The organism is Marinifilum fragile JCM 15579, from assembly GCF_001310955.1.
GTDB lineage: Bacteria > Bacteroidota > Bacteroidia > Bacteroidales > Marinifilaceae > Marinifilum > Marinifilum fragile.
The window spans coordinates 1-19,652 of sequence record NZ_BAZX01000017.1 but is presented as its reverse complement, the minus strand read 5'-3'; the positions used below and the strand labels follow the sequence as shown (position 1 = coordinate 19,652).

The following is a 19,652-nucleotide window of genomic DNA, read 5'->3' as shown; positions in this document are numbered from 1 at the left end:
ACGAAATCATTTAAAATGGAGCAGCATCATCAAAATCACTTCCTCCTACAAGGCCAGCATTTATGTCATCGAATCCACCTCCTGTGTCTTGATTCATACTAGAACTAAAGGTCTTAACCTCTTCAGGCCCTTCATCTCCAAACGGATTCAAACTTTCACCTTCCAAATCCATAAATCGGGCCAATTGATTACGGAATCGTAACTGTATTTCACCTACAGCACCATTACGATGTTTTGCTATAATGATATCAGCAATACCAATTAATGAGTTTCCTTCGGCATCTTCTGTAATACCATAGCGTTCCGGACGGTGAATAAATAGCACCATATCCGCATCCTGCTCAATCGCACCAGACTCACGAAGGTCGGAAAGCATCGGCTTCTTTGCATCACCCGTACGCTGTTCAACACCACGGTTCAGCTGAGAAAGTGCAATTACCGGAATATTTAACTCCTTCGCAATAATCTTTAACTGACGTGAAATCAAAGATACTTCCTGCTCACGATTTCCTCTCATATCCGAACCTGCGGTCATCAGCTGCAAATAGTCAATAATCACACAACCGATATCGTATTTAGCCTTTAGTCGGCGACATTTCGATCGCAATTCGTAAATAGATAAACCTGGCGTATCATCTACATAAATTGGAGCATCAACCAAATCTTTAATCTTTACATGCAATTGCTCCCACTCAAAATCTTCCAACTTACCATTCTCAGTTTCTCTGAACCCAATTCAGTTTCACTGGAAATCATACGTTTCACCAACTGATCACCACCCATCTCCAAAGAGAATATCGCAATTGGTGCTTTGTGCTCAACCGCCATATTTCTGGTCATGGAAAGTACAAAAGCAGTTTTCCCCATAGAAGGACGAGCAGCAATAATCACCAAGTCGGATTTCTGCCATCCAGATGTAATTCTGTCAAGTGCAGTAAAACCCGAAGGCACACCACTTAATCCATCAGGTCGTTTACCAGCTTCAACAATTTGGTTGATAACCTCATCGGCCAATGGGCGAATATGTGCAGATTCCTTTTTAATATTTCCCTCTGCAATATCAAAAACTTCCTGTTGAGCTTTATCCAACAAATCAGCCACATCAATACTGTCATCAAAAGCTTGATTCTGAATATCAGAAGAAACACGAATCAATTCACGCTGAATGTGCTTTTGGGCAATAATACGAGCATGAAACTCGATATGAGCGGCCGAAGCTACACGGTTTGTAAGCTGAGTGATATAGAATGGCCCACCAACCTCATCCAAGGTTCCCTGTCTCTTTAACTCCTCAGTTACCGTAAGAATATCAATAGGTTCTTCTTTGGTGGAAAGATTCATAATTGCCTTATAAATCTTTTGGTGAGCATCTTTATAAAAAGAATCGGCTTTTAACAAATCTCCAACCGAAATGATTGCATCTTTCTCCAACATTAAAGCACCCAACACAGCTTCTTCAAGCTCCACTGCCTGAGGTGGCACTCTTCCGTATTCCAGATCAATTTTATTTTTCGATTGATTTTTATAATTGTTTGCTCCAGCCATATACCTTTTTAATAATTTATTCAACAGATTTCGACACTTTCCCTCTCACACTTAATCATTCATATTCGTGTCGAAAAATTTGAGAATGCAAAGATAAAGATAGAAAATTAAAATGCCATAATTTGATTTTTTTTGCTCTTTAAAACGAGTATTTTTAAGCCACATTTATCAAGAACACAAAATATGCTTTGCTTTCCAAATGCCAAAATAAATTTAGGTCTTAACATTATTGAGAAAAGACCTGATGGATTTCATAATATAGAAACCGTTTTTCATCCAATACCATTATGCGATGCTCTGGAAATTGCTGAAAGTGATTCATCAGAACAATATGAATTTACCTCATCTGGAATTCCTATTGATATTGCCCCTTCGGAAAATATCGTGATAAAAGCTTTTGATTTAATTGCTTCTAATTTTAAAATTCCATCAACAGCAATTCATTTGCACAAAAACATCCCGTTTGGTGCCGGATTAGGTGGCGGTTCGGCTGATGCTGCATACATGATTAAAATGCTGAACGATTTTTACGAACTAGGCATGAACTTTCAACAAATGGAAAAGTATGCAGTTCAAATTGGTAGTGACTGCCCAGTATTTATCCAAAACCAACCTGTGTTCGCAAAAGGTAAGGGTGAGGTTTTCTCTTCTATACAGCTAAATTTAAGTGGGTTTCATATTGTTCTAATCAAACCTGACATTCACATCAGCACACCAGAAGCATACTCGGGTGTAAATCCTAAAAAACCTCAAAAATCATTAAAAGAGTTAATTAATTTACCATTGGTAGAATGGAAAGAGAATATTTTCAATGATTTTGAGGATAGTATTTTCCCAAACCATCCTGAACTTAAAACTTTGAAAAAAGAACTCTACGAATTGGGTGCCATATACGCAGCAATGTCTGGAAGTGGTTCCAGCATGTTTGGTATTTTTAAAGAAGAGCCTACTATTAAGGAGAGCTGGAAAAAGCATTTTACCTGGAGTGGCAAACTATAAACAAATAAAAAGGGATTGTCATTACAACAATCCCTTAATATTTTCATATCAGAAAGATTACTCAATCTCTAACATTAACATTTTGTTAGGGACTCTTACTCCTTCTTCAACATGAATCTTTTTAATAACACCGTCGAAAGGCATTTCGATCTGATTCTTCATCTTCATCGCTTCTAGAATCATTAAGCTTTCTCCAGCCTTTACTTCCTGCCCTTCTTTAACGAAAATTTCAACAATTGTTCCTGGAATGAAAGACAGAATGTTTTTAGGATTTGGTCTTTCCCAATTTTTTCTGTTTTCAAACTTCTTGGTTAACTCTGTTTTGTATACAGTACCATCAACGTTGAATTCTTTTAAATTTTCCATAACGAATAATTTTTAGAATGGAGGAATACCGTGTTTTTTCTCAGGTCTTCTATCAACTTTATTGTTCGAAACCTCAATTGAGTGTAACAACATGTTACGAGTTTCTTCTGGCTCGATAACAGTATCAATATAACCTTTAGCTGCTGCAACATAAGGATTAGCAAACTTCTCTTTATATTCAGCAACTTTTTCTTTACGCATTGCTTCAGGATCTTCTGCAGCCATTATCTCCTTACGGAAGATAATGTTAGCAGCTCCTTCAGGTCCCATTACCGCAATCTCAGCAGTTGGCCATGCAAACATAAAATCTGCCTTCATATGACGAGAGTTCATTGCAATATAACCTCCACCGTATGCTTTACGGATAATTACAGTAATCTTAGGTACAGTAGCTTCTGAGTACGCATAAAGAATCTTCGCACCGTGACGAATAACACCCATATGCTCCTGATCAACACCTGGAAGGTAACCTGGCATATCCTCAAGAGTTACAATTGGAATATTAAATGAATCACAGTAACGGATAAAACGAGCAGCTTTATCAGATGAATCACAATCCAATACACCTGCCAACACCATAGGCTGATTTGCAACAAAACCTACAGTTTCACCATTCATTCTACCGAAACCAATAACGATATTTCTTGCAAAGTTCTCCATGATTTCGAAGAAATCAGAATCATCAGCAATTGCTTTAATTACGTTACGGATATCGTATGGCTGAGTTGGGTCAGCTGGTACAATTTCCTCAATTTTGTATTCTGGTTTTGGTGGCTTTGGTGGGAAAGCTTTAGCTTTTTTACCATTGTGCCATGGAATGAAGGTTAGGAGCTTCTTAATTTGTTCGAAGCATTCGTACTCGCTTTGAGCATAGAAATGAGCATTACCTGTAATTTCGCTATGTACTCTAGCTCCACCAAGTTCTTCCATACTAATTTCTTCGCCCAAAACAGTTTTAATTACCTCTGGACCGGTAATGAACATCTTTGAGATGTTTTCAACCACAAACACAAAGTCGGTAAGTGCAGGAGAATAAACAGCTCCACCAGCACAAGGACCAAGAATTACAGACAATTGAGGAATAACACCAGATGCTAAGGTGTTACGGAAGAAGATTTCACCATATCCGGCAAGTGAGTTAACACCTTCCTGAATACGAGCTCCCCCTGAGTCGTTAATACCAATCAATGGCACACGCATTTTTAACGCATGATCCATGATTTTAGTAATTTTTCTCGCATGCATAAGACCAAGAGAACCACCAGCTACAGTAAAATCCTGTGCAAAAATACAAACAGGCTCACCGTAAATAGTACCAGTTCCAATGATAACTCCATCACCATGAAGTTGTTTCTTTTCCATGCCAAAGTCGCGGGCTTCATGCTCTACAAATAAATCATATTCATGGAAAGAATCTTCATCCAAAATAGATGTTACCCTTTCTCTAGCAGTCAATTTCCCCATTGCAACTTGCTTCTGAATGGCTTTCTCACCACCACCTTGAAGCACTTTTTCTTTTCTCTTTCTAAGATCAAGAATGTTTCGTTTCAATGACATAATCTGTACATTTAGTTAGAAAATATATATTTCTATATATGTTGAATTCCGTGTAGCACACAAAATTCCAAGCTACAACGTTAGTAATTTTTACGCTAGAAAAAAAATTCTGGCGTAAAATACCCATAAGTTCTAGCTATATAAAATAAACTCTTTATACTGATTATCAAAACTTTTCCGAAAAAACTATTTAGAATAGTTCTACTTAGGAGCAATTCGATATAAATATAAAGCAACACATGTAAAAACAATATTTGGCAACCAAACCGCTAACATCGGGTTCATACTACCATTGGTAGCAAAAACAACCGAAATCTGTAAGAAAAGTATAAACGAGAAACTTAACAGCAAACCAATTCCCAAATGAAGTCCCATTCCTCCTCGAATCTTACGTGATGCAAGTGACGCACCGATTAAGGTAAGTATGAAGGTAGAAAATGGATTAGCCATTCTTTTATATTTCTCAATTTTATAAGCATTAATATTACTGTCTCCTCTCATTGTCTGCTGATCGATATAATCGTTCAACTCTGTATAGTTCATTGCCTCAACCAAGTATGTTTTTCGCCCAAATTCCTTTGGATCAAAACTTAAAGTTGTATCAATTTTATTACCGTGTTCAAAACTTTCTTTTTCTCCATTATAACTCCTGATAAAATAGTCATTAATGGTCCATTTGTTTTCTTTATTATTCCATTTAATATTTCTCGCCGTCAGTTTCGATTTTAACTCTTTCCCTTCAAAATTCTCCAATGAAAATCGATAACCTGTATTACTTCCCGTATCCCAGTTGTGCATATATATAAATACTCCTGGTTCTATCTGACGATGAATATTTCTTTCCTTATTTCTGTACTTCTTTTTTATATAGGTTTCATTAAATTCTATTCTTTTTGCATTTGCTGGCGGAATTATAAAATTACTCAAGGCAAATGAAAACACACCTATAATTAATGATGCAATAAAATAAGGAAACATCATCCTTCTAAAACTAATTCCACTACTAAGTATGGCGATAATCTCGGTATTATAGGCCATCTTAGAAGTAAAGAATATTACTGCAATAAAGGTGAATAATGCACTGAATAAGTTAGCGAAGTAAGGTATAAAATTCAGGTAATAATCAAAAAGAATCGCTTTAAGCGGTGCTTCTTTGTCAATAAATTCATCGATATGCTCCGAAAAATCGAAAATAACTGAGATACTAATGATGAGAACAATCGCAAAAAAGAATGTACCCAAAAACTTTCGGATAATATATAGATCTAATTTCTTCAAAACCTGTTTTTTATTTTCTGACACCCTCGGAAAATCCGAATTTAATTTACCGAATTAAAAGTATAACTTATTCTTTAAATATCAATTGCAGCTTACTTATTGTAAGATTTTTTAACAATTATAAACGTGTAGCCAACTTTTTAACCATGATATCTTTCCATGCTGCAAAAGTTCCAGCATTAATTTGCTCTCTTGCCTCACGTACCAACCACAAATAGAATGCTAAGTTATGGATACTACAAATTTGAGATCCCAATAATTCGCCAGAATGTACTAAATGGCGCACATATGCTTTTGAATAAGATGAATCAACAAAAGAAGTTCCATTTGGATCGATTGGAGAAAAATCATCAGCCCATTTCTTATTTTTTATATTGATGATACCTTCGCTTGTAAAGATCATACCATTTCTTCCATTTCTGGTTGGCATCACACAATCAAACATATCTACTCCACGAGAAATGGCTTCCAAGATATTTACTGGAGTTCCAACTCCCATTAAGTATCGAGGTTTATCTTCTGGCAGAACATTATTCACCACTTCAATCATGGAATACATTTCCTCTACAGGTTCACCTACAGCCAAACCTCCAATTGCATATCCTTCGCGATCAAGTGAAGCTGCATGTTCTGCTGCTTTTATTCTTAAATCATCGTAAACACAACCTTGTACAATAGGAAATAAGGTTTGTGAATAACCATACTTCGGGTCGGTTTCATCAAAACGCTTTACACATCTCTCTAACCAACGTTGGGTAAGTTCCAAGGAGTTTTTGGCATACTCATATGTTGACGTGCCAGGAGGACATTCATCAAATGCCATAATAATATCAGCACCAATAGTTCTTTGAATATCCATCACATTTTCCGGGGTAAAGAAATGTTTCGATCCATCGATATGCGAACGGAACATAGCTCCTTCCTCAGTCAATTTTCTATTATCAGCCAAAGAGAATACCTGAAATCCTCCACTATCAGTCAATATTGGTCTTTCCCATCCATTAAACTTGTGCAATCCTCCTGCTTTTTCAAGGATATCCAAACCTGGACGTAAATACAAGTGATAGGTATTTCCTAAAATGATTTCTGCGTTAATATCATCACGAAGCTCACGTTGATGTACTCCTTTTACCGAGCCAAGTGTTCCCACAGGCATAAATATCGGAGTTTGTATTTTTCCATGATCTGTTGTTAACTCTCCTGTTCTTGCAGAAGACTTTGGATCGGTTTTGTGTAATTTAAAATCCATATTGACTATTTTAAAACTGCAAAATCCTAGAATCGGTTTTTGCAAAATCGGCAGCAAAGATACTAATAAATCTTATTCCTGAATAAAGTAGTAGGTACAGACCCAAATCAACAACCCAAGAAACAGTTTTTTGGATAAAAATTGCTTTTATAAGCACTGTTTATCATAGATTCGCTTAAATTTGGACTGCACAAAAAAAATTAAACTTGGAAACATATTTTTATCACACTCTAACACCAATTCAATGGCTGTTAATTATCGGATTAGTTCTTACATTTTTTATAGATTTAATCTATTCAATCTTTTATCTCAGAAAATTCAAATCAAAAGAGAAAACCTACATTCATTCCGAAACCATTCCTGTTTCAATAATTATATGTGCACAAAATCAAGCACAATATTTAGAAAAGAACCTTACAGGATTATTAACACAAGACTATCCGGAATATGAAATAATTGTAGTTGATAACGGAAGCGTTGATAATACCGAAGATGTATTAATCAGGTTGAAAAATATCTATCAACACCTTAAATCAACCAAAATTCCAATCGACGAGAAGTTCAAACACAATAAAAAACTTGCAATAACAATTGGTGTAAAAGCAGCAAAATTCGACCAAATTATACACCTTAATCCAAACAGTTTTACTTACAGCAAAACATGGTTGCAAAATACAGTTGCAAATGCCCAAGGAAAACTATACAATGCTTATAGTAATTTCGAATCTCAAAAAGGATTCTTCTATAATTTCCTTAGATATGATATCATCAAGCATACCATAAAGTTAGCTTCATTTACAAATGCAAACAAGCTTTATGCAGGCAACTCTTTTAATATGAGTTTTTTAAAATCTGATTTTCTAGCAAATAAAGGATATGCCGGAAATGCACATTTCGAAGCTGGTTACGATCATATTTTATCCCTTGATTTAGCTAAAAAATCAAAGTACACTTTCTCCACAAATCCCGATAGCAAGATCACTATTGATACTAAAAACTACTACAATACCTGGAAAACCATCAACAAGCATTATTTCAGGAGCCGAAAATACATTCCCCTCAAAAGAAAACTATTATTGGATTTGGAACCCATCGCACAATTTCTATTCGCAGTTCTTCTTATTCTAGCTTTGGTAAAAACACAACTATATTTTGCATTACTAAGCATATGTATTGCCAGATTTTTTATAAAAGGATACTGTTTTAAAATTTCTGCAAGGCATTTGAGAGAAGAGAATTTATTTTTATCTTCGTATGTATATGTCTTATTAAGACCTCTGTATAAATTGCTATTTTATATCCAAAGTCAAATATACAGTAAACGATCATAATGGAAATAAATCCGAACCTCTCAGAAAAAGCTCAATACGACTACAGGCTGGTACAAGCTTCAGTTAATGGCGATCAGAAAGCATACGAAGAGCTTTTTAAAAGATATAAGGACGCCATATTTTTCATGTTATTAAAAATGGTTAATAACAAGAACGATGCTGAAGATTTAACCTTTGAGGCTTTCGGTAAAGCTTTCCGTAATATTAGACAATACTCTCCCAAATATGCTTTCAGCACATGGCTATTCAAAATCGCATCGAACAATTGTATTGATTTTCTCAGAAAAAAGAGAGGAAATACCATATCGATAGATGGAAAAGACGATGCTGAAAACGAAAGAACCATTACACTTGAATCAAGTGGTCTTAATCCTGAGCAAGAGTTTGTTAAAAAACAGAAAGCAAAAATAATGCGAAATGAGGTTGGCAAATTAAAAGAACGCTATCGCCGACTAATTGAACTTCGTTATTTTGAAGAGTTTTCATACGAAGAAATTGCTCAAGAACTAAAATTGCCAATTGGTACAGTTAAAGCTCAATTGTTTAGAGCTCGTGAATTGCTTTTCAACAACCTTAAGGATTCTGAAGTAAAAATCGAGAAGAAAAAGAAATAATTTTTTTGTTGGAAAACGATGAATGCGAATTAGTTCTATCTTTGCCAACCTAAAATAAAATTGGCATGGAGATCATCGAAAAATATTTTACAGATTTAACTGAGCAACAAAAAAAATCGTTTTGCTCAACTTAAAGATCTGTATACTCATTGGAACAGTCAAATCAATGTAATTTCGCGTAAAGACATTGATTCTTTATACCTGCATCATGTTTTGCATTCATTATCGATTGCCAAGGTAATAAAGTTTGAACCTGGCACAAAAATTATGGATGTTGGATGCGGTGGAGGTTTCCCTGGAATTCCTTTGGCGATTCTTTTTCCTGAATGTGATTTCTACATGGTAGATTCCATTGGAAAAAAAATAAAAGTAGTAAACGAGGTGGCTGCTGCATTAAAATTAAAAAATGTAAAAGCAGAGCACACTAGAGTTCAGCAAGTAAAAGATAAATTCGACTTTATTGTAAGTAGAGCCGTTACAGCATTTCCAAAATTTGTAAATATGGTTCGCAAAAATTCTTCACCAAAAGATAAAAATAGTTTGGCCAATGGTATTCTTTACATTAAGGGTGGCGATTTTCTGGAAGAAATAGCTGGATACGGTGATAAAGTGCAGCTTTTCGACTGTACCAAGTTCTTCGAAGAAGAGTTCTTTGAGACTAAAAAAGTTGTACATCTTGAGCTTTAGGAAAAATATTTTGCTTCTTCCTTTTGTTAGATTAAAAAAAAACTTATTTTTGCAGTCCAAAATCAACGCATATAATAACTTTATTCGATAAAAATTTTTCGCGATGAAAAGAACATTTCAACCATCAAATAGAAAGAGAAGAAATAAGCACGGTTTCAGAGAGAGAATGTCTTCTGTAAGCGGAAGAGCTGTATTATCTCGTAGAAGAGCTAAAGGCAGAAAAAAATTATCTGTTTCAAGCGAGCGCAGACACAAAGCTTAATTTTACAATTAAGTAACCGATATACAAAAAGTAAAGAATTAAAATTCTTTACTTTTTTGTATTTTAAGGTTTCTAGCTTTCTAAAATTGAATGAGTTCCAAGGGAGCTCTTTTTTTTTGTCTTTTTTTACAAGAATTAAGCTGCATTTACATTAGCTCATTTCCTAAATCTAAAAATCTCTGTTATTTTTGTAAAACGCAAAAACGCGGAAATAATAAGTGTTTTTTGTCGTTTATGAACTATTGACTAGTAATGACAATAGCCAACCCAAAAGAAAAACAGACTCGAATGAAATCAACTAATTTTTTTAAAAGCAAATTCTTTTTAATTCAGTTAGGTATCGCTTTATTAATTACAATTGCTATTGTATGGATTACCCTTTCGGGATTAAGATGGTATACACATCATGGTGAAAAATTAACCGTCCCTGATTTGTTTGGAACCAGCCTTGAAAATGCTGCTAAAACAATAGATGAAGAAAATCTGCGATTTACTGTCTATGATTCTATTTACAATCCTAAATATGAACCAGGAACTGTATTAGATCAAAGACCTATAGCTGGATCCATTGTAAAACGTAATCGAAGTCTATTTTTAACCATTAACGCACACAAGCCAGAACAGGTACGTTTTCCAAATTTGGTAGACAACTCATTCCGTCAAGCTTACGAGCTTCTTATTACAAATGGTTTTAAAATTGGACGATTGGAATATGCAAAAAGTCAGTTTTTCAATTTGGTACTTTACCCTAAGTACAAAGGCGATTCAATTGGAGCTGGAAGTATGATAGATAAAGGCGCAACCATTGATTTGGTATTAGGTAGGGGTAATACTTTCGGAGTTTTAGCACCCAATTTAATGGGAAAAAATAATACTCAAGCCAAAGAGAAAATAATCATGTCAAATTTAAATGTTGGCAAAGTACAATTCGATGAATCAATTAAAAATCATATTGATTCCATGCAAGCAAAAGTATTCAAGCAATATCCGGATTATAACGAAAACCTAAAAATTCGCCCAGGAAACAATATTGATCTTTGGCTGACAAAAGATACTCTTAAGCTTCAACAAGCAGATTCCCTGCTTCAACAAAGATTAGGCAAATTGCTTTATTAAAACACAGCAAAAGTAATGACACAAGAACCAAAAGATAATTTCAACTCGGAAGAGGAATTTGATAATAATCAAGAAGTATTCGAACATTTTCGTTTCGAAGTTGATCCAGGGCAAGGCATGCTTAGAATTGACAAATATTTGGTCGACCGAATGCAGAATGCTTCAAGAAATAAAATTCAGGAAGCTGCTGATGCTGGTTGTATCAATGTTAACGACAAACCAGTAAAGCGTAACTACAAGGTAAAACCCCATGATGTTATTACCATTGTCTTAAGCTATCCTCCAAGAGAAATTGAAATTATTCCAGAGGATATTCCACTGAATATTGTTTACGAAGATGACACCTTCCTGATTGTTAATAAAAATCCAGGCATGGTGGTTCATCCATCTTACGGACATTATTCAGGAACTCTGGTAAATGCACTTGCATATCACCTGAAGGATTTACCACTTTTTAATTCAAAGGATCCAAGACCTGGTTTGGTACATCGTATTGATAAGGATACATCGGGTATTTTGGTAATTGCCAAAACCGAAGAAGCCAAAACAAAGCTTGCGTTACAATTCTTCAATAAAACCAGTGACAGAAAGTATCGTGCATTAGTTTGGGGAAATTTGGAAAACGACGAAGGAACTATTACCGGTCATATAGGAAGAAATTTAAAAAACCGAAAGGTTATGGATGTTTTTCCTGATGGAGAATATGGAAAGCATGCGGTAACTCACTACCGAGTACTAGAAAGATTAGGCTATGTAAACCTAGTTGAGTGTATTTTGGAAACAGGAAGAACCCACCAAATTAGAGCTCACTTTAAGCATATCGGCCATCCTCTTTTTAATGATGCGGATTATGGTGGAGATCAAATCTTAAAAGGAACTACCTTTACCAAATACAAGCAGTTCGTTCAAAATTGTTTTAAAATTTGTCCAAGACAAGCACTACATGCTAAAACTTTAGGTTTCGATCATCCGGCAACTGGAGAATACATTTCTTTCAATTCGGAGATTCCTGAAGATATGAGCAATGTAATACAAAAATGGAGAGATTATACAGCTAACAGAGAAGAATAACAAAGTACTATATACAACCCATGAAAAGAAACATTGCTGTAATAGCAGGAGGAGATTCTGCCGAGATTGTAATTTCACTTCAAACGGCCGATCATATTTTCAATACCCTTGATAAGGATCTTTACAATCCATACTTAATTGAATTAAAAGAATTAGATTGGAATGTAAAAATTGAAAATGAATCCTACCCGATCGATAAAAATGATTTTAGTTTTACCAAGGATGGAATCAAAATAAAATTCGATTTTGCATACATTGCAATTCATGGTACTCCTGGTGAAAATGGAATTCTTCAGGGATATTTACAGTTATTAAGAATTCCACACTCAACTTGTGATGTTTTAAGCAGTGCTTTAAGCTTTAACAAACATGCCTGCAATTCATATTTAAAAAGCCTAGGTTTTAATTTTGCAAAATCGGTTCTTCTGAAGAAAGATGAAGAATATTCTATCGAAGAGATTCATGCAAAATTGGGAATGCCTTGCTTTGTTAAGCCAAATGCTGACGGTTCAAGCTTTGGAATCTCGAAGGTAAAACAAGTTGAGGACTTAAATGAAGCCATTGAAAAAGCATTTAAGGAAGGGAAAGAAGTTATTATAGAAGAGTTCATTGATGGATTAGAATTCACTTGTGGTTTGGTAAAAACCAGAAAAGAGAATTTAGTATTTCCTGTTACCGAAGTATTGCCGAAAAAAGAATTCTTCGATTTCGAAGCCAAATATGATCCAAATATGGCTGAGGAAATCACACCAGCAAGAATTTCTGAAGAATTGTCTGAAAGAATTCAAAATATTTCTTCCCAAGTATACGATGCACTAAAATGTAAAGGTATTGTTCGTGTAGATTATATGATCAAAGGAGATGAAATTTTTATCCTGGAAGCCAATACTGTTCCAGGTATGACTGCCAATAGTTTTATCCCTAAACAGGTTGCTGCAATGAATCGAGAATTAAAAGATATCTTAACTTTAGTTATCGAAAATGAATTCTAATTAGCATTTTAAAATAGCTTAAACCACTGATTAGGAAAGTTTTATATATTCACAGAAAAATGAAAAAAAAATACATTTTTTTTCATTTTTTTTGCGCGTACGCAAGGCCTTATTTTTAAGGATTCTTTCCTTTCTTATGAAAATAACTACCTGAAAACTAAGCTAAAACTATAAGAATATCACGAACTTTTTACAAAGTTGTACGTAATAGGATATAGATTTTAATGGATTATTTTTCAATTCATTATTTCATAGTTAAATTTTAGGGTTAGTAATAGAACATTACAAGGAGGCAGGGGCAGCCTCCTTGTTTCTTTTTGCCCTTTTCAGAATGAAAAAATCCGATGAGAAACTCACCGGATTTATATATCAAATTATCTTATTGACTAATTGTCTGCATCAATGTACTCTTCATTGTATACTTCCAATGGTGCACATGTACACATTAGATTACGATCACCGAAAGCATCATCTACACGACCAACAGTAGGCCAAAATTTGTTATCAGCAACCCACTTTAATGGATATACTGCCTTCTGACGGCTGTATGTGTGATTCCACTCATCTGCAGTTAGTACTTTGTGAGTGTGAGGAGCATTTTTCAATACATTGTCAACAGTATCAGCAACACCATCTTCAATTTCTTTCATCTCTTCGTTGATCTTAGCCAATGCTTCGATGAAACGATCTAATTCTTCCAATGGCTCACTTTCAGTTGGCTCAACCATTAATGTTCCGTGTACTGGGAACGATAAAGTTGGAGCGTGGAATCCATAATCCATCAATCGCTTAGCGATATCAGTATCGGTTATTCCTACTGATTTGTTGAACTCACGACAATCGAAAATCATTTCGTGACCAACACGTCCGTTTTCACCTTTATATAGAATTTTAAATCCTAATTTTTCGAATGAAGAAGCCAAATAGTTGGCATTTAAAATTGCCATTTTAGTAGCTTCGGTTAAACCTTCAGTACCCAACATTGCAATATAACCGTAAGTAATTGGCAATACACTTGCAGAACCAAATGGAGCAGCCGCTACCGCCGTAATTGCATTTTCACCACCAGTTTTCACACATTTGTGAGAAGGTAAGAATTGTACCAAGTGTTCAGCAACACCAATTGGACCAACTCCAGGGCCTCCACCACCGTGAGGAATTGAGAAAGTTTTGTGTAAGTTCAAGTGACAAACATCAGCACCAATCAATCCTGGGTTAGTTAAACCAACCTGAGCATTCATGTTTGCACCATCCATGTACACCTGACCACCATTCTCATGAATTAGATCCATCATCTTCTTAATTCCGGTTTCGAATACACCGTGAGTAGATGGATATGTAATCATGTAAGCACACAAGTTCTCAGCATGCTTTTCAGCTTTCGCTTTCAGGTCATCGAACTTCACGTTACCATTTTCGTCACAATCAACGATTACAACGTTCATACCCGCTACTGTTACCGAAGCTGGGTTAGTACCGTGAGCTGAAGATGGAATCAAAACAATATTTCTGTGTCCTTCACCACGAGAGATATGGTATTCACGAATCACCATCAAACCGGTATACTCACCAGCAGCACCTGAGTTAGGCTGTAAAGTACATCCTGCAAAACCTGTAATTTCTGACAACCATTTTTCAAGTTCAGTAATCATTTCAGTATAACCTTCTACCTGATTCATTGGCACAAATGGATGGATTCCTCCAAATTCTGGCCAACTCAATGGAAACATAGAAACCGCAGAGTTCAATTTCATTGTACAAGATCCCAATGAAATCATAGAAGTATTCAATCCGATATCTTTCTTCTCAAGATTTTTCATGTAACGCATCATTGCAGTTTCTGAACGATAGCGGTTGAAAACATCAAGAGTTAAGAAATCACTTGTTCTTGAGAATTTACCATCAAAGTAAACTTTCTCTTCTACTTCTTTTGCTTCAACTTCTTTACCAGCAGCTTTAGCAAAAATATTTAAAATGGTATTGATCTCTGCTTTGCTGATTTTTTCATCAGAAGAGATACCAACTGTTTTTTCGTCAATGTAACGGAAGTTCATTTCAGCCTCTAAAGCTGCATTTCTGATGTCTTCCATTGCAACTCCTTCAGGAAGTACAACTTCAATTGTATCAAAAAAGTTTTCAATTGTTTGTTGATATCCTAATGCTTTTAATCCTTCAGATAATTCACCTGCACCTGCATGGATGTGTTTGGCAATTCTGGTTAAGCCTTCAGCTCCATGGTAAGCTCCATAGAAACCCGCCATAGTTGCCAACAATGCCTGTGCAGTACAAATGTTAGAAGTAGCTTTTTCACGTTTAATGTGTTGCTCGCGAGTTTGTAATGCCATACGAACTGCATGATTTCCCTGAGCATCTTTGGTAACTCCAATAATACGTCCTGGAACATTACGTTTGTACGCTTCTCGACATGCTAAATAAGCAGCATGAGGTCCACCATATCCCATTGGAACACCGAAACGTTGTGTTGTACCAACAACGATATCAGCTCCCCATTCACCTGGAGGTGTTAACAATACCAAACTCATTAAATCTGCAGCAACAGAAACCAAAGCCTCAGCAGCGTGAGCTTTTTCTACAAAATCAGCATAATCTTCGATACTACCACTTGCAGCAGGATACTGAACGATAGCACCAAAAATAGTTTCATCAAACTCAAATGTTTTATAATCACCAACAATTAGCTCAATTCCAAGAGGATTTGCGCGTGTGTTTAATACATCAAGAGTTTGTGCATAGATATTTTGATCTACAAAAACTTTATTGGCTCCAGCTTTTTTCTTAGCGCGAGAACGAAGTCCCATCATCATGTACATCGTCTCACCAACAGCAGTAGCTTCGTCCAAAAGAGAACAGTTAGCCAATTCCATTTTAGTCAAATCCAATACCATTGTCTGGAAGTTCAAAAGTGCTTCCAATCTACCTTGTGAAACTTCTGCCTGATATGGAGTATAAGGTGTATACCAACCTGGATTTTCTAAGATATTTCTTTGAATTACAGCAGGTGTAATTGTATCGTAGTAACCTTGTCCAATGAAAGTTCTGAACAGTTTATTCTTAGCAGCAATTCCTTTAATCTTCGAGAAATATTCATACTCCGATAAAGCTTCTGGTAAATCCAGATCTTTCCCCAATCTAATATCCGAAGGGATAGTTTCTTCGATCAATGCATCCAATGATGGAGCACCTACAGTTTCCAACATGGTCTTAATATCGCCGTTGCGAGGACCAATGTGACGAGAAACAAACTTTTCGCTTGCCATATTGTTGTTTGTTTAGTTGTTGTTGTTTATAAATAAATTTGATTGTAAAAGTAGCAAAAGATTTAAATTTTCAACTAGTAAAATAAGCTTTTAAATCGCTGTTTTTTAACATTCCTTTGCAAGCTGAACAATCAACTTAACTTTTTGTTTTTTAGATTAATACCAAGGTGACTTTTGTCATATTTCTGTCCAAGTTTTTAATCCCGAACATGTTAATAATTTTGTTTAGTCTACCAATAATCATTAAAAAAGAAAAAGTCCCTTCAAAATGAAGAGACTTTATATCTTGGAAATAAAAATTATAATCCTTTCAGAAACACATTGTTGTTGCGCTCGTGACCAATTGTTGTTGAAGGACCATGGCCAGGGTAAACCTCTACATCATCAGGAAGAACCAATAGTTTTTCTTTAATTCCCCCGATTAATTGTTCGTAATTACCATAAGGAAGATCGGTTCTACCAATGCTTTCGCGGAATAAAACATCACCGGCAATTACAAATTTTTGCTCTTCGTTGTAAAACACAACATGCCCTGGTGAATGGCCTGGTACATGCAATACTTTTAATTCAGAATTTCCAAATTTGATTACATCCCCTTCTTTAATCTCCTCGCCCATTGCAGGTGGTTCAACTACATTCTCAAGCCCTAAACGCACTGCATAATTAGGAGCCTCTGCCAACAAAAATTCATCATCTTTATGAGCACAGGTAAGCAAATTAAATGTGTCCTTCACAAACTGGTTACCCAAAACGTGATCGATATGCAGGTGAGTATTTATTTGTTTTACCAATTTTAACCCCTTTTTTTCTACAAAATCGATTAATTTTTTTCCTTCTTCTTCGAAAAACACTCCGCAGTCAATCAAAACTGCTTCTCCTGTTTCATCGTGTAATATATAAGTATTTTCTTGCCAGTGATTAAACACCAATGTTTCTATCGTAATCATATTTGTTATTTTTAGTAGCCCAAATTTACATTTATTTCAACGAACTAGAAATATGTAGTGATGAAAATCTAATGAGAAGCAGATCCACTTAACTCGAAGTGATCCATTACTTCATAAATTGGTCCATGTTTGGTAAGCTTACTTTCCATCAAAACAAAGTTTGATATCAGTAATTCTTCACCTTCCCAACTTTCATGAGATTCTAAGACTCTTTTTACTTCATCAGGATTTTTAACGCCATGTTTTATTCTGCCAATGGTTAGATGCGGTGAAAATCTAGTATCCGAAATTTCAACAATATATTCCAATTGCTTTAAAATATCCTTCCTTAATTCATAAATTAAATCATCAGAATCTACACCAATCCACAAAACACGAGCTTTGCTTAATGATGGGAATGCACCCACAGATTTTAGTTGCAATCGAAATGGAGAAAATTTGCTGGCACTGCTTTTTAGGCGATTTACAATTAAACCAATTTTTCTTACATCAGTTGCCCCGATAAAGCCCAGAGTAATGTGTAAACCTTTCAAGTTTACCCACTTTATCCATTCATCCTTTAAATCCAACTGAACTTGTCGAAAAATCGCACAAATTTGATCGGTATTATTTATCTTTATTGCTATGAAAATGCGTTTGGTTTCCACTTGAATCTATGAGCTTAACAATTTGTAGTTTCGAGTCCACAAATTATACAAAATAATCTGCATCTAAATATTTAAATCATATCAACATGAACTCAAAGAAAAAATTTGCTGTTGTATTAGCTGGTTCAGGCGTTTACGATGGATCTGAAATTCACGAAGCTACTTTAGCATTATATGCCATTTCGAAAAATGGCGGCGAATACGAAATTTTTGCTCCTAATATCGATCAATATCATGTTATCAACCACATTACTGGCGAGGAGATGGCTGAAAAACGAAATGTATTGGTTGAAGCTGCTCGAATTGCAAGAGGAAATATTAAAGATTTACAGGAGTTCGATGCCAACAATTACGATGCAATTCTTTTCCCTGGCGGATTTGGCGTTGCAAAAAACCTATGCACATTCGCTTTTAAAGGTCCTGATTGTGATGTAAATCCAGACGTTGAGACTGCATTGAAAGCCATGCATGAGGCTGGAAAACCAATTGGTGCATTGTGTATCGCTCCTGCCCTAATTGCAAAAATACTTGGTAAAGTTGAAGTTACTATCGGTCACGATGCGGGAACTGCAGAGGCAATTACATCTTTAGGTGCAACTCATATAAATACAAGCCATGGTGAAATTGTTTTCGATAAAGAAAATAAAATTGTAACCACTCCTTGTTATATGCTTGATGCTACCATTGCTCAAATTGGTGAAGGAGCTGAAAATGTTGTGAAAACAATAATGGCTCTGTAATAAATCGCACTAAAACCTCAGAATATTAAAATGGAAGTACGCATAATTTACAAATGCGTACTTTCTTTATTATTGAAACAATGAAGAATAGAAACACCAAAGATCCAGGCGAAAACCACATTTACCCTTTTATTATTTCGAACATTTTAGTGTTTGTAGGGATATTTTTCAGCTTAAATTCTGCCCCCGAAGTAGCCGTTATTTTATACTCTCTGGCTTTTAATCTGTTTATTCACTGGTTTGGATTTTACAGCTCTACCAAGAAGAAAATTGCTCGTTTTTCTGAGTATTATAACAATTTAATGATTGGTATTTTCTGTGTTTCATCGGTAATTCCTGTTTTTATATTAATGATATTCTTGGTGGTGGAACTTCCCATTCAGAATTGGACCCTTTTATTGATTTCGCTGCTACTCAGTTTTATTTTCAAGTTTAGCTTATACAGATACTTTGCTTGGGAATCTGTAACCGAAAAGCTAATGAACCAGTACAGAATGAGTATTGAACAAGAACGAGACGATAATTTTAAGATCGTAAAAGCACATCTTGATACAAATCCTGAAAAGTTTAAAGAGTATATTGAAAAATCGCAGCTATTCGATGATAGAATTGAAAAACTGTTCTACTGATTTCAAGAAGTAAGCACTGCGCACTTATAAAAAGGATTTCCGTATCAAAGAACAGGAAGTCCGCAACAAAACTAAACAACTCCGAACAACCTAATTCCAACTGCTCACGTTAAGTTGATAGTTCAGAACTGGGTCTATTCAATAAACTGTGTCACCACTAAATTTTTCTTTTTTCAAGGCCCTTCATCCATTAACAGGGTTTTGGGAAAAGAAAAATTGTTCATTTGATCTCCATTCTCTCTTCATAAAGAATAGCCAACTGAGAATATGCTGCTTTCCAATTTCTGATTGGCATACTCCATTTTTCTGTGACTTTCTTAGAGATTAAATATAGCAACTTCAAC

General features: G+C 35.3%; 17 protein-coding genes and 1 pseudogene. 10 read left to right on the top strand and 8 right to left on the bottom strand.

Annotated elements, in window-relative coordinates:
* Positions 1-10 precede the first annotated feature (10 nt).
* Positions 11-1,434 (bottom strand): annotated as a pseudogene (dnaB, locus tag JCM15579_RS12910) (replicative DNA helicase).
* 294 nt (positions 1,435-1,728) lie between these two features.
* On the opposite strand from dnaB, the gene ispE reads away from it, so the two are divergent.
* Positions 1,729-2,544, top strand: a complete 816-nt coding sequence (gene ispE, locus JCM15579_RS12905) for a 4-(cytidine 5'-diphospho)-2-C-methyl-D-erythritol kinase (protein ID WP_054720777.1) — start codon at positions 1,729-1,731, stop codon at positions 2,542-2,544.
* Between the two features lie 57 nt (positions 2,545-2,601).
* Here the strand turns inward: ispE and JCM15579_RS12900 are convergent, their stop codons facing one another.
* The 4 genes from JCM15579_RS12900 to tgt form a co-directional block, all read right to left on the bottom strand.
* A complete protein-coding gene (locus JCM15579_RS12900; protein ID WP_054720775.1) occupies positions 2,602-2,910 on the bottom strand; it encodes a biotin/lipoyl-containing protein in 309 nt (102 codons plus the stop codon).
* A 12-nt stretch (positions 2,911-2,922) separates the two neighbouring features.
* The gene (locus JCM15579_RS12895) at positions 2,923-4,467 is read right to left on the bottom strand and encodes an acyl-CoA carboxylase subunit beta (RefSeq protein WP_054720772.1); all 1,545 of its coding nucleotides are present in this window, start codon (positions 4,465-4,467) and stop codon (positions 2,923-2,925) included.
* A gap of 201 nt (positions 4,468-4,668) precedes the next feature.
* The gene (locus tag JCM15579_RS12890) at positions 4,669-5,745 is read right to left on the bottom strand and encodes an LptF/LptG family permease (RefSeq protein WP_054720877.1); all 1,077 of its coding nucleotides are present in this window, start codon (positions 5,743-5,745) and stop codon (positions 4,669-4,671) included.
* A 118-nt stretch (positions 5,746-5,863) separates the two neighbouring features.
* Entirely contained in the window at positions 5,864-6,994 is a 1,131-nt protein-coding gene (gene tgt, locus JCM15579_RS12885) for a tRNA guanosine(34) transglycosylase Tgt (protein ID WP_054720771.1), read from the bottom strand.
* A 206-nt stretch (positions 6,995-7,200) separates the two neighbouring features.
* Between tgt and JCM15579_RS12880 the strand changes: the two genes are divergently transcribed.
* From JCM15579_RS12880 to JCM15579_RS12850, 7 genes are all read left to right on the top strand, one after another.
* Entirely contained in the window at positions 7,201-8,325 is a 1,125-nt protein-coding gene (locus tag JCM15579_RS12880; RefSeq protein WP_054720769.1) for a glycosyltransferase, read from the top strand.
* The gene (locus tag JCM15579_RS12875; protein WP_054720767.1) at positions 8,325-8,939 is read left to right on the top strand and encodes an RNA polymerase sigma factor; all 615 of its coding nucleotides are present in this window, start codon (positions 8,325-8,327) and stop codon (positions 8,937-8,939) included. The genes JCM15579_RS12880 and JCM15579_RS12875 overlap by 1 nt, the downstream gene beginning before the upstream one ends.
* Before the next feature lie 99 nt (positions 8,940-9,038).
* Positions 9,039-9,626: a 16S rRNA (guanine(527)-N(7))-methyltransferase RsmG gene (gene rsmG / locus JCM15579_RS12870; RefSeq protein WP_306305815.1), complete on the top strand. Its 588-nt coding sequence runs from the start codon at positions 9,039-9,041 to the stop codon at positions 9,624-9,626.
* A gap of 103 nt (positions 9,627-9,729) precedes the next feature.
* Positions 9,730-9,888, top strand: a complete 159-nt coding sequence (gene rpmH / locus JCM15579_RS12865) for a 50S ribosomal protein L34 (protein WP_054720765.1) — start codon at positions 9,730-9,732, stop codon at positions 9,886-9,888.
* Positions 9,889-10,176: 288 nt separating this feature from the next.
* Positions 10,177-11,004 (top strand): PASTA domain-containing protein, encoded by an 828-nt coding sequence (locus JCM15579_RS12860; RefSeq protein ID WP_054720763.1) that lies wholly within the window; start codon positions 10,177-10,179, stop codon positions 11,002-11,004.
* A 15-nt stretch (positions 11,005-11,019) separates the two neighbouring features.
* Positions 11,020-12,075 carry an RluA family pseudouridine synthase gene (locus tag JCM15579_RS12855; RefSeq protein WP_054720761.1) on the top strand — a complete coding sequence of 352 codons (1,056 nt, stop codon included), beginning with the start codon at positions 11,020-11,022 and terminating at the stop codon, positions 12,073-12,075.
* A gap of 20 nt (positions 12,076-12,095) precedes the next feature.
* Positions 12,096-13,067, top strand: coding sequence for a D-alanine--D-alanine ligase (locus JCM15579_RS12850; protein ID WP_054720758.1), 972 nt, complete (start codon positions 12,096-12,098; stop codon positions 13,065-13,067).
* Between the two features lie 386 nt (positions 13,068-13,453).
* Here JCM15579_RS12850 and gcvP read toward each other — a convergent pair whose 3' ends face one another.
* The 3 genes from gcvP to thpR all read right to left on the bottom strand — a co-directional run bounded on the left by gcvP (position 13,454) and on the right by thpR (position 17,939).
* A complete protein-coding gene (gene gcvP, locus JCM15579_RS12845) occupies positions 13,454-16,345 on the bottom strand; it encodes an aminomethyl-transferring glycine dehydrogenase (protein ID WP_054720756.1) in 2,892 nt (963 codons plus the stop codon).
* A gap of 299 nt (positions 16,346-16,644) precedes the next feature.
* A complete protein-coding gene (locus JCM15579_RS12840) occupies positions 16,645-17,292 on the bottom strand; it encodes an MBL fold metallo-hydrolase (RefSeq protein ID WP_054720755.1) in 648 nt (215 codons plus the stop codon).
* A 68-nt stretch (positions 17,293-17,360) separates the two neighbouring features.
* The gene (gene thpR / locus JCM15579_RS12835; protein ID WP_054720753.1) at positions 17,361-17,939 is read right to left on the bottom strand and encodes an RNA 2',3'-cyclic phosphodiesterase; all 579 of its coding nucleotides are present in this window, start codon (positions 17,937-17,939) and stop codon (positions 17,361-17,363) included.
* 86 nt (positions 17,940-18,025) lie between these two features.
* Here thpR and elbB point away from each other — a divergent pair, with 86 nt between their 5' ends.
* Positions 18,026-18,679 carry an isoprenoid biosynthesis glyoxalase ElbB gene (gene elbB, locus JCM15579_RS12830; RefSeq protein ID WP_054720751.1) on the top strand — a complete coding sequence of 218 codons (654 nt, stop codon included), beginning with the start codon at positions 18,026-18,028 and terminating at the stop codon, positions 18,677-18,679.
* An 80-nt stretch (positions 18,680-18,759) separates the two neighbouring features.
* Positions 18,760-19,308, top strand: coding sequence for a hypothetical protein (locus JCM15579_RS12825; protein WP_157471468.1), 549 nt, complete (start codon positions 18,760-18,762; stop codon positions 19,306-19,308).
* The last annotated feature ends 344 nt before the right edge of the window (positions 19,309-19,652 follow it).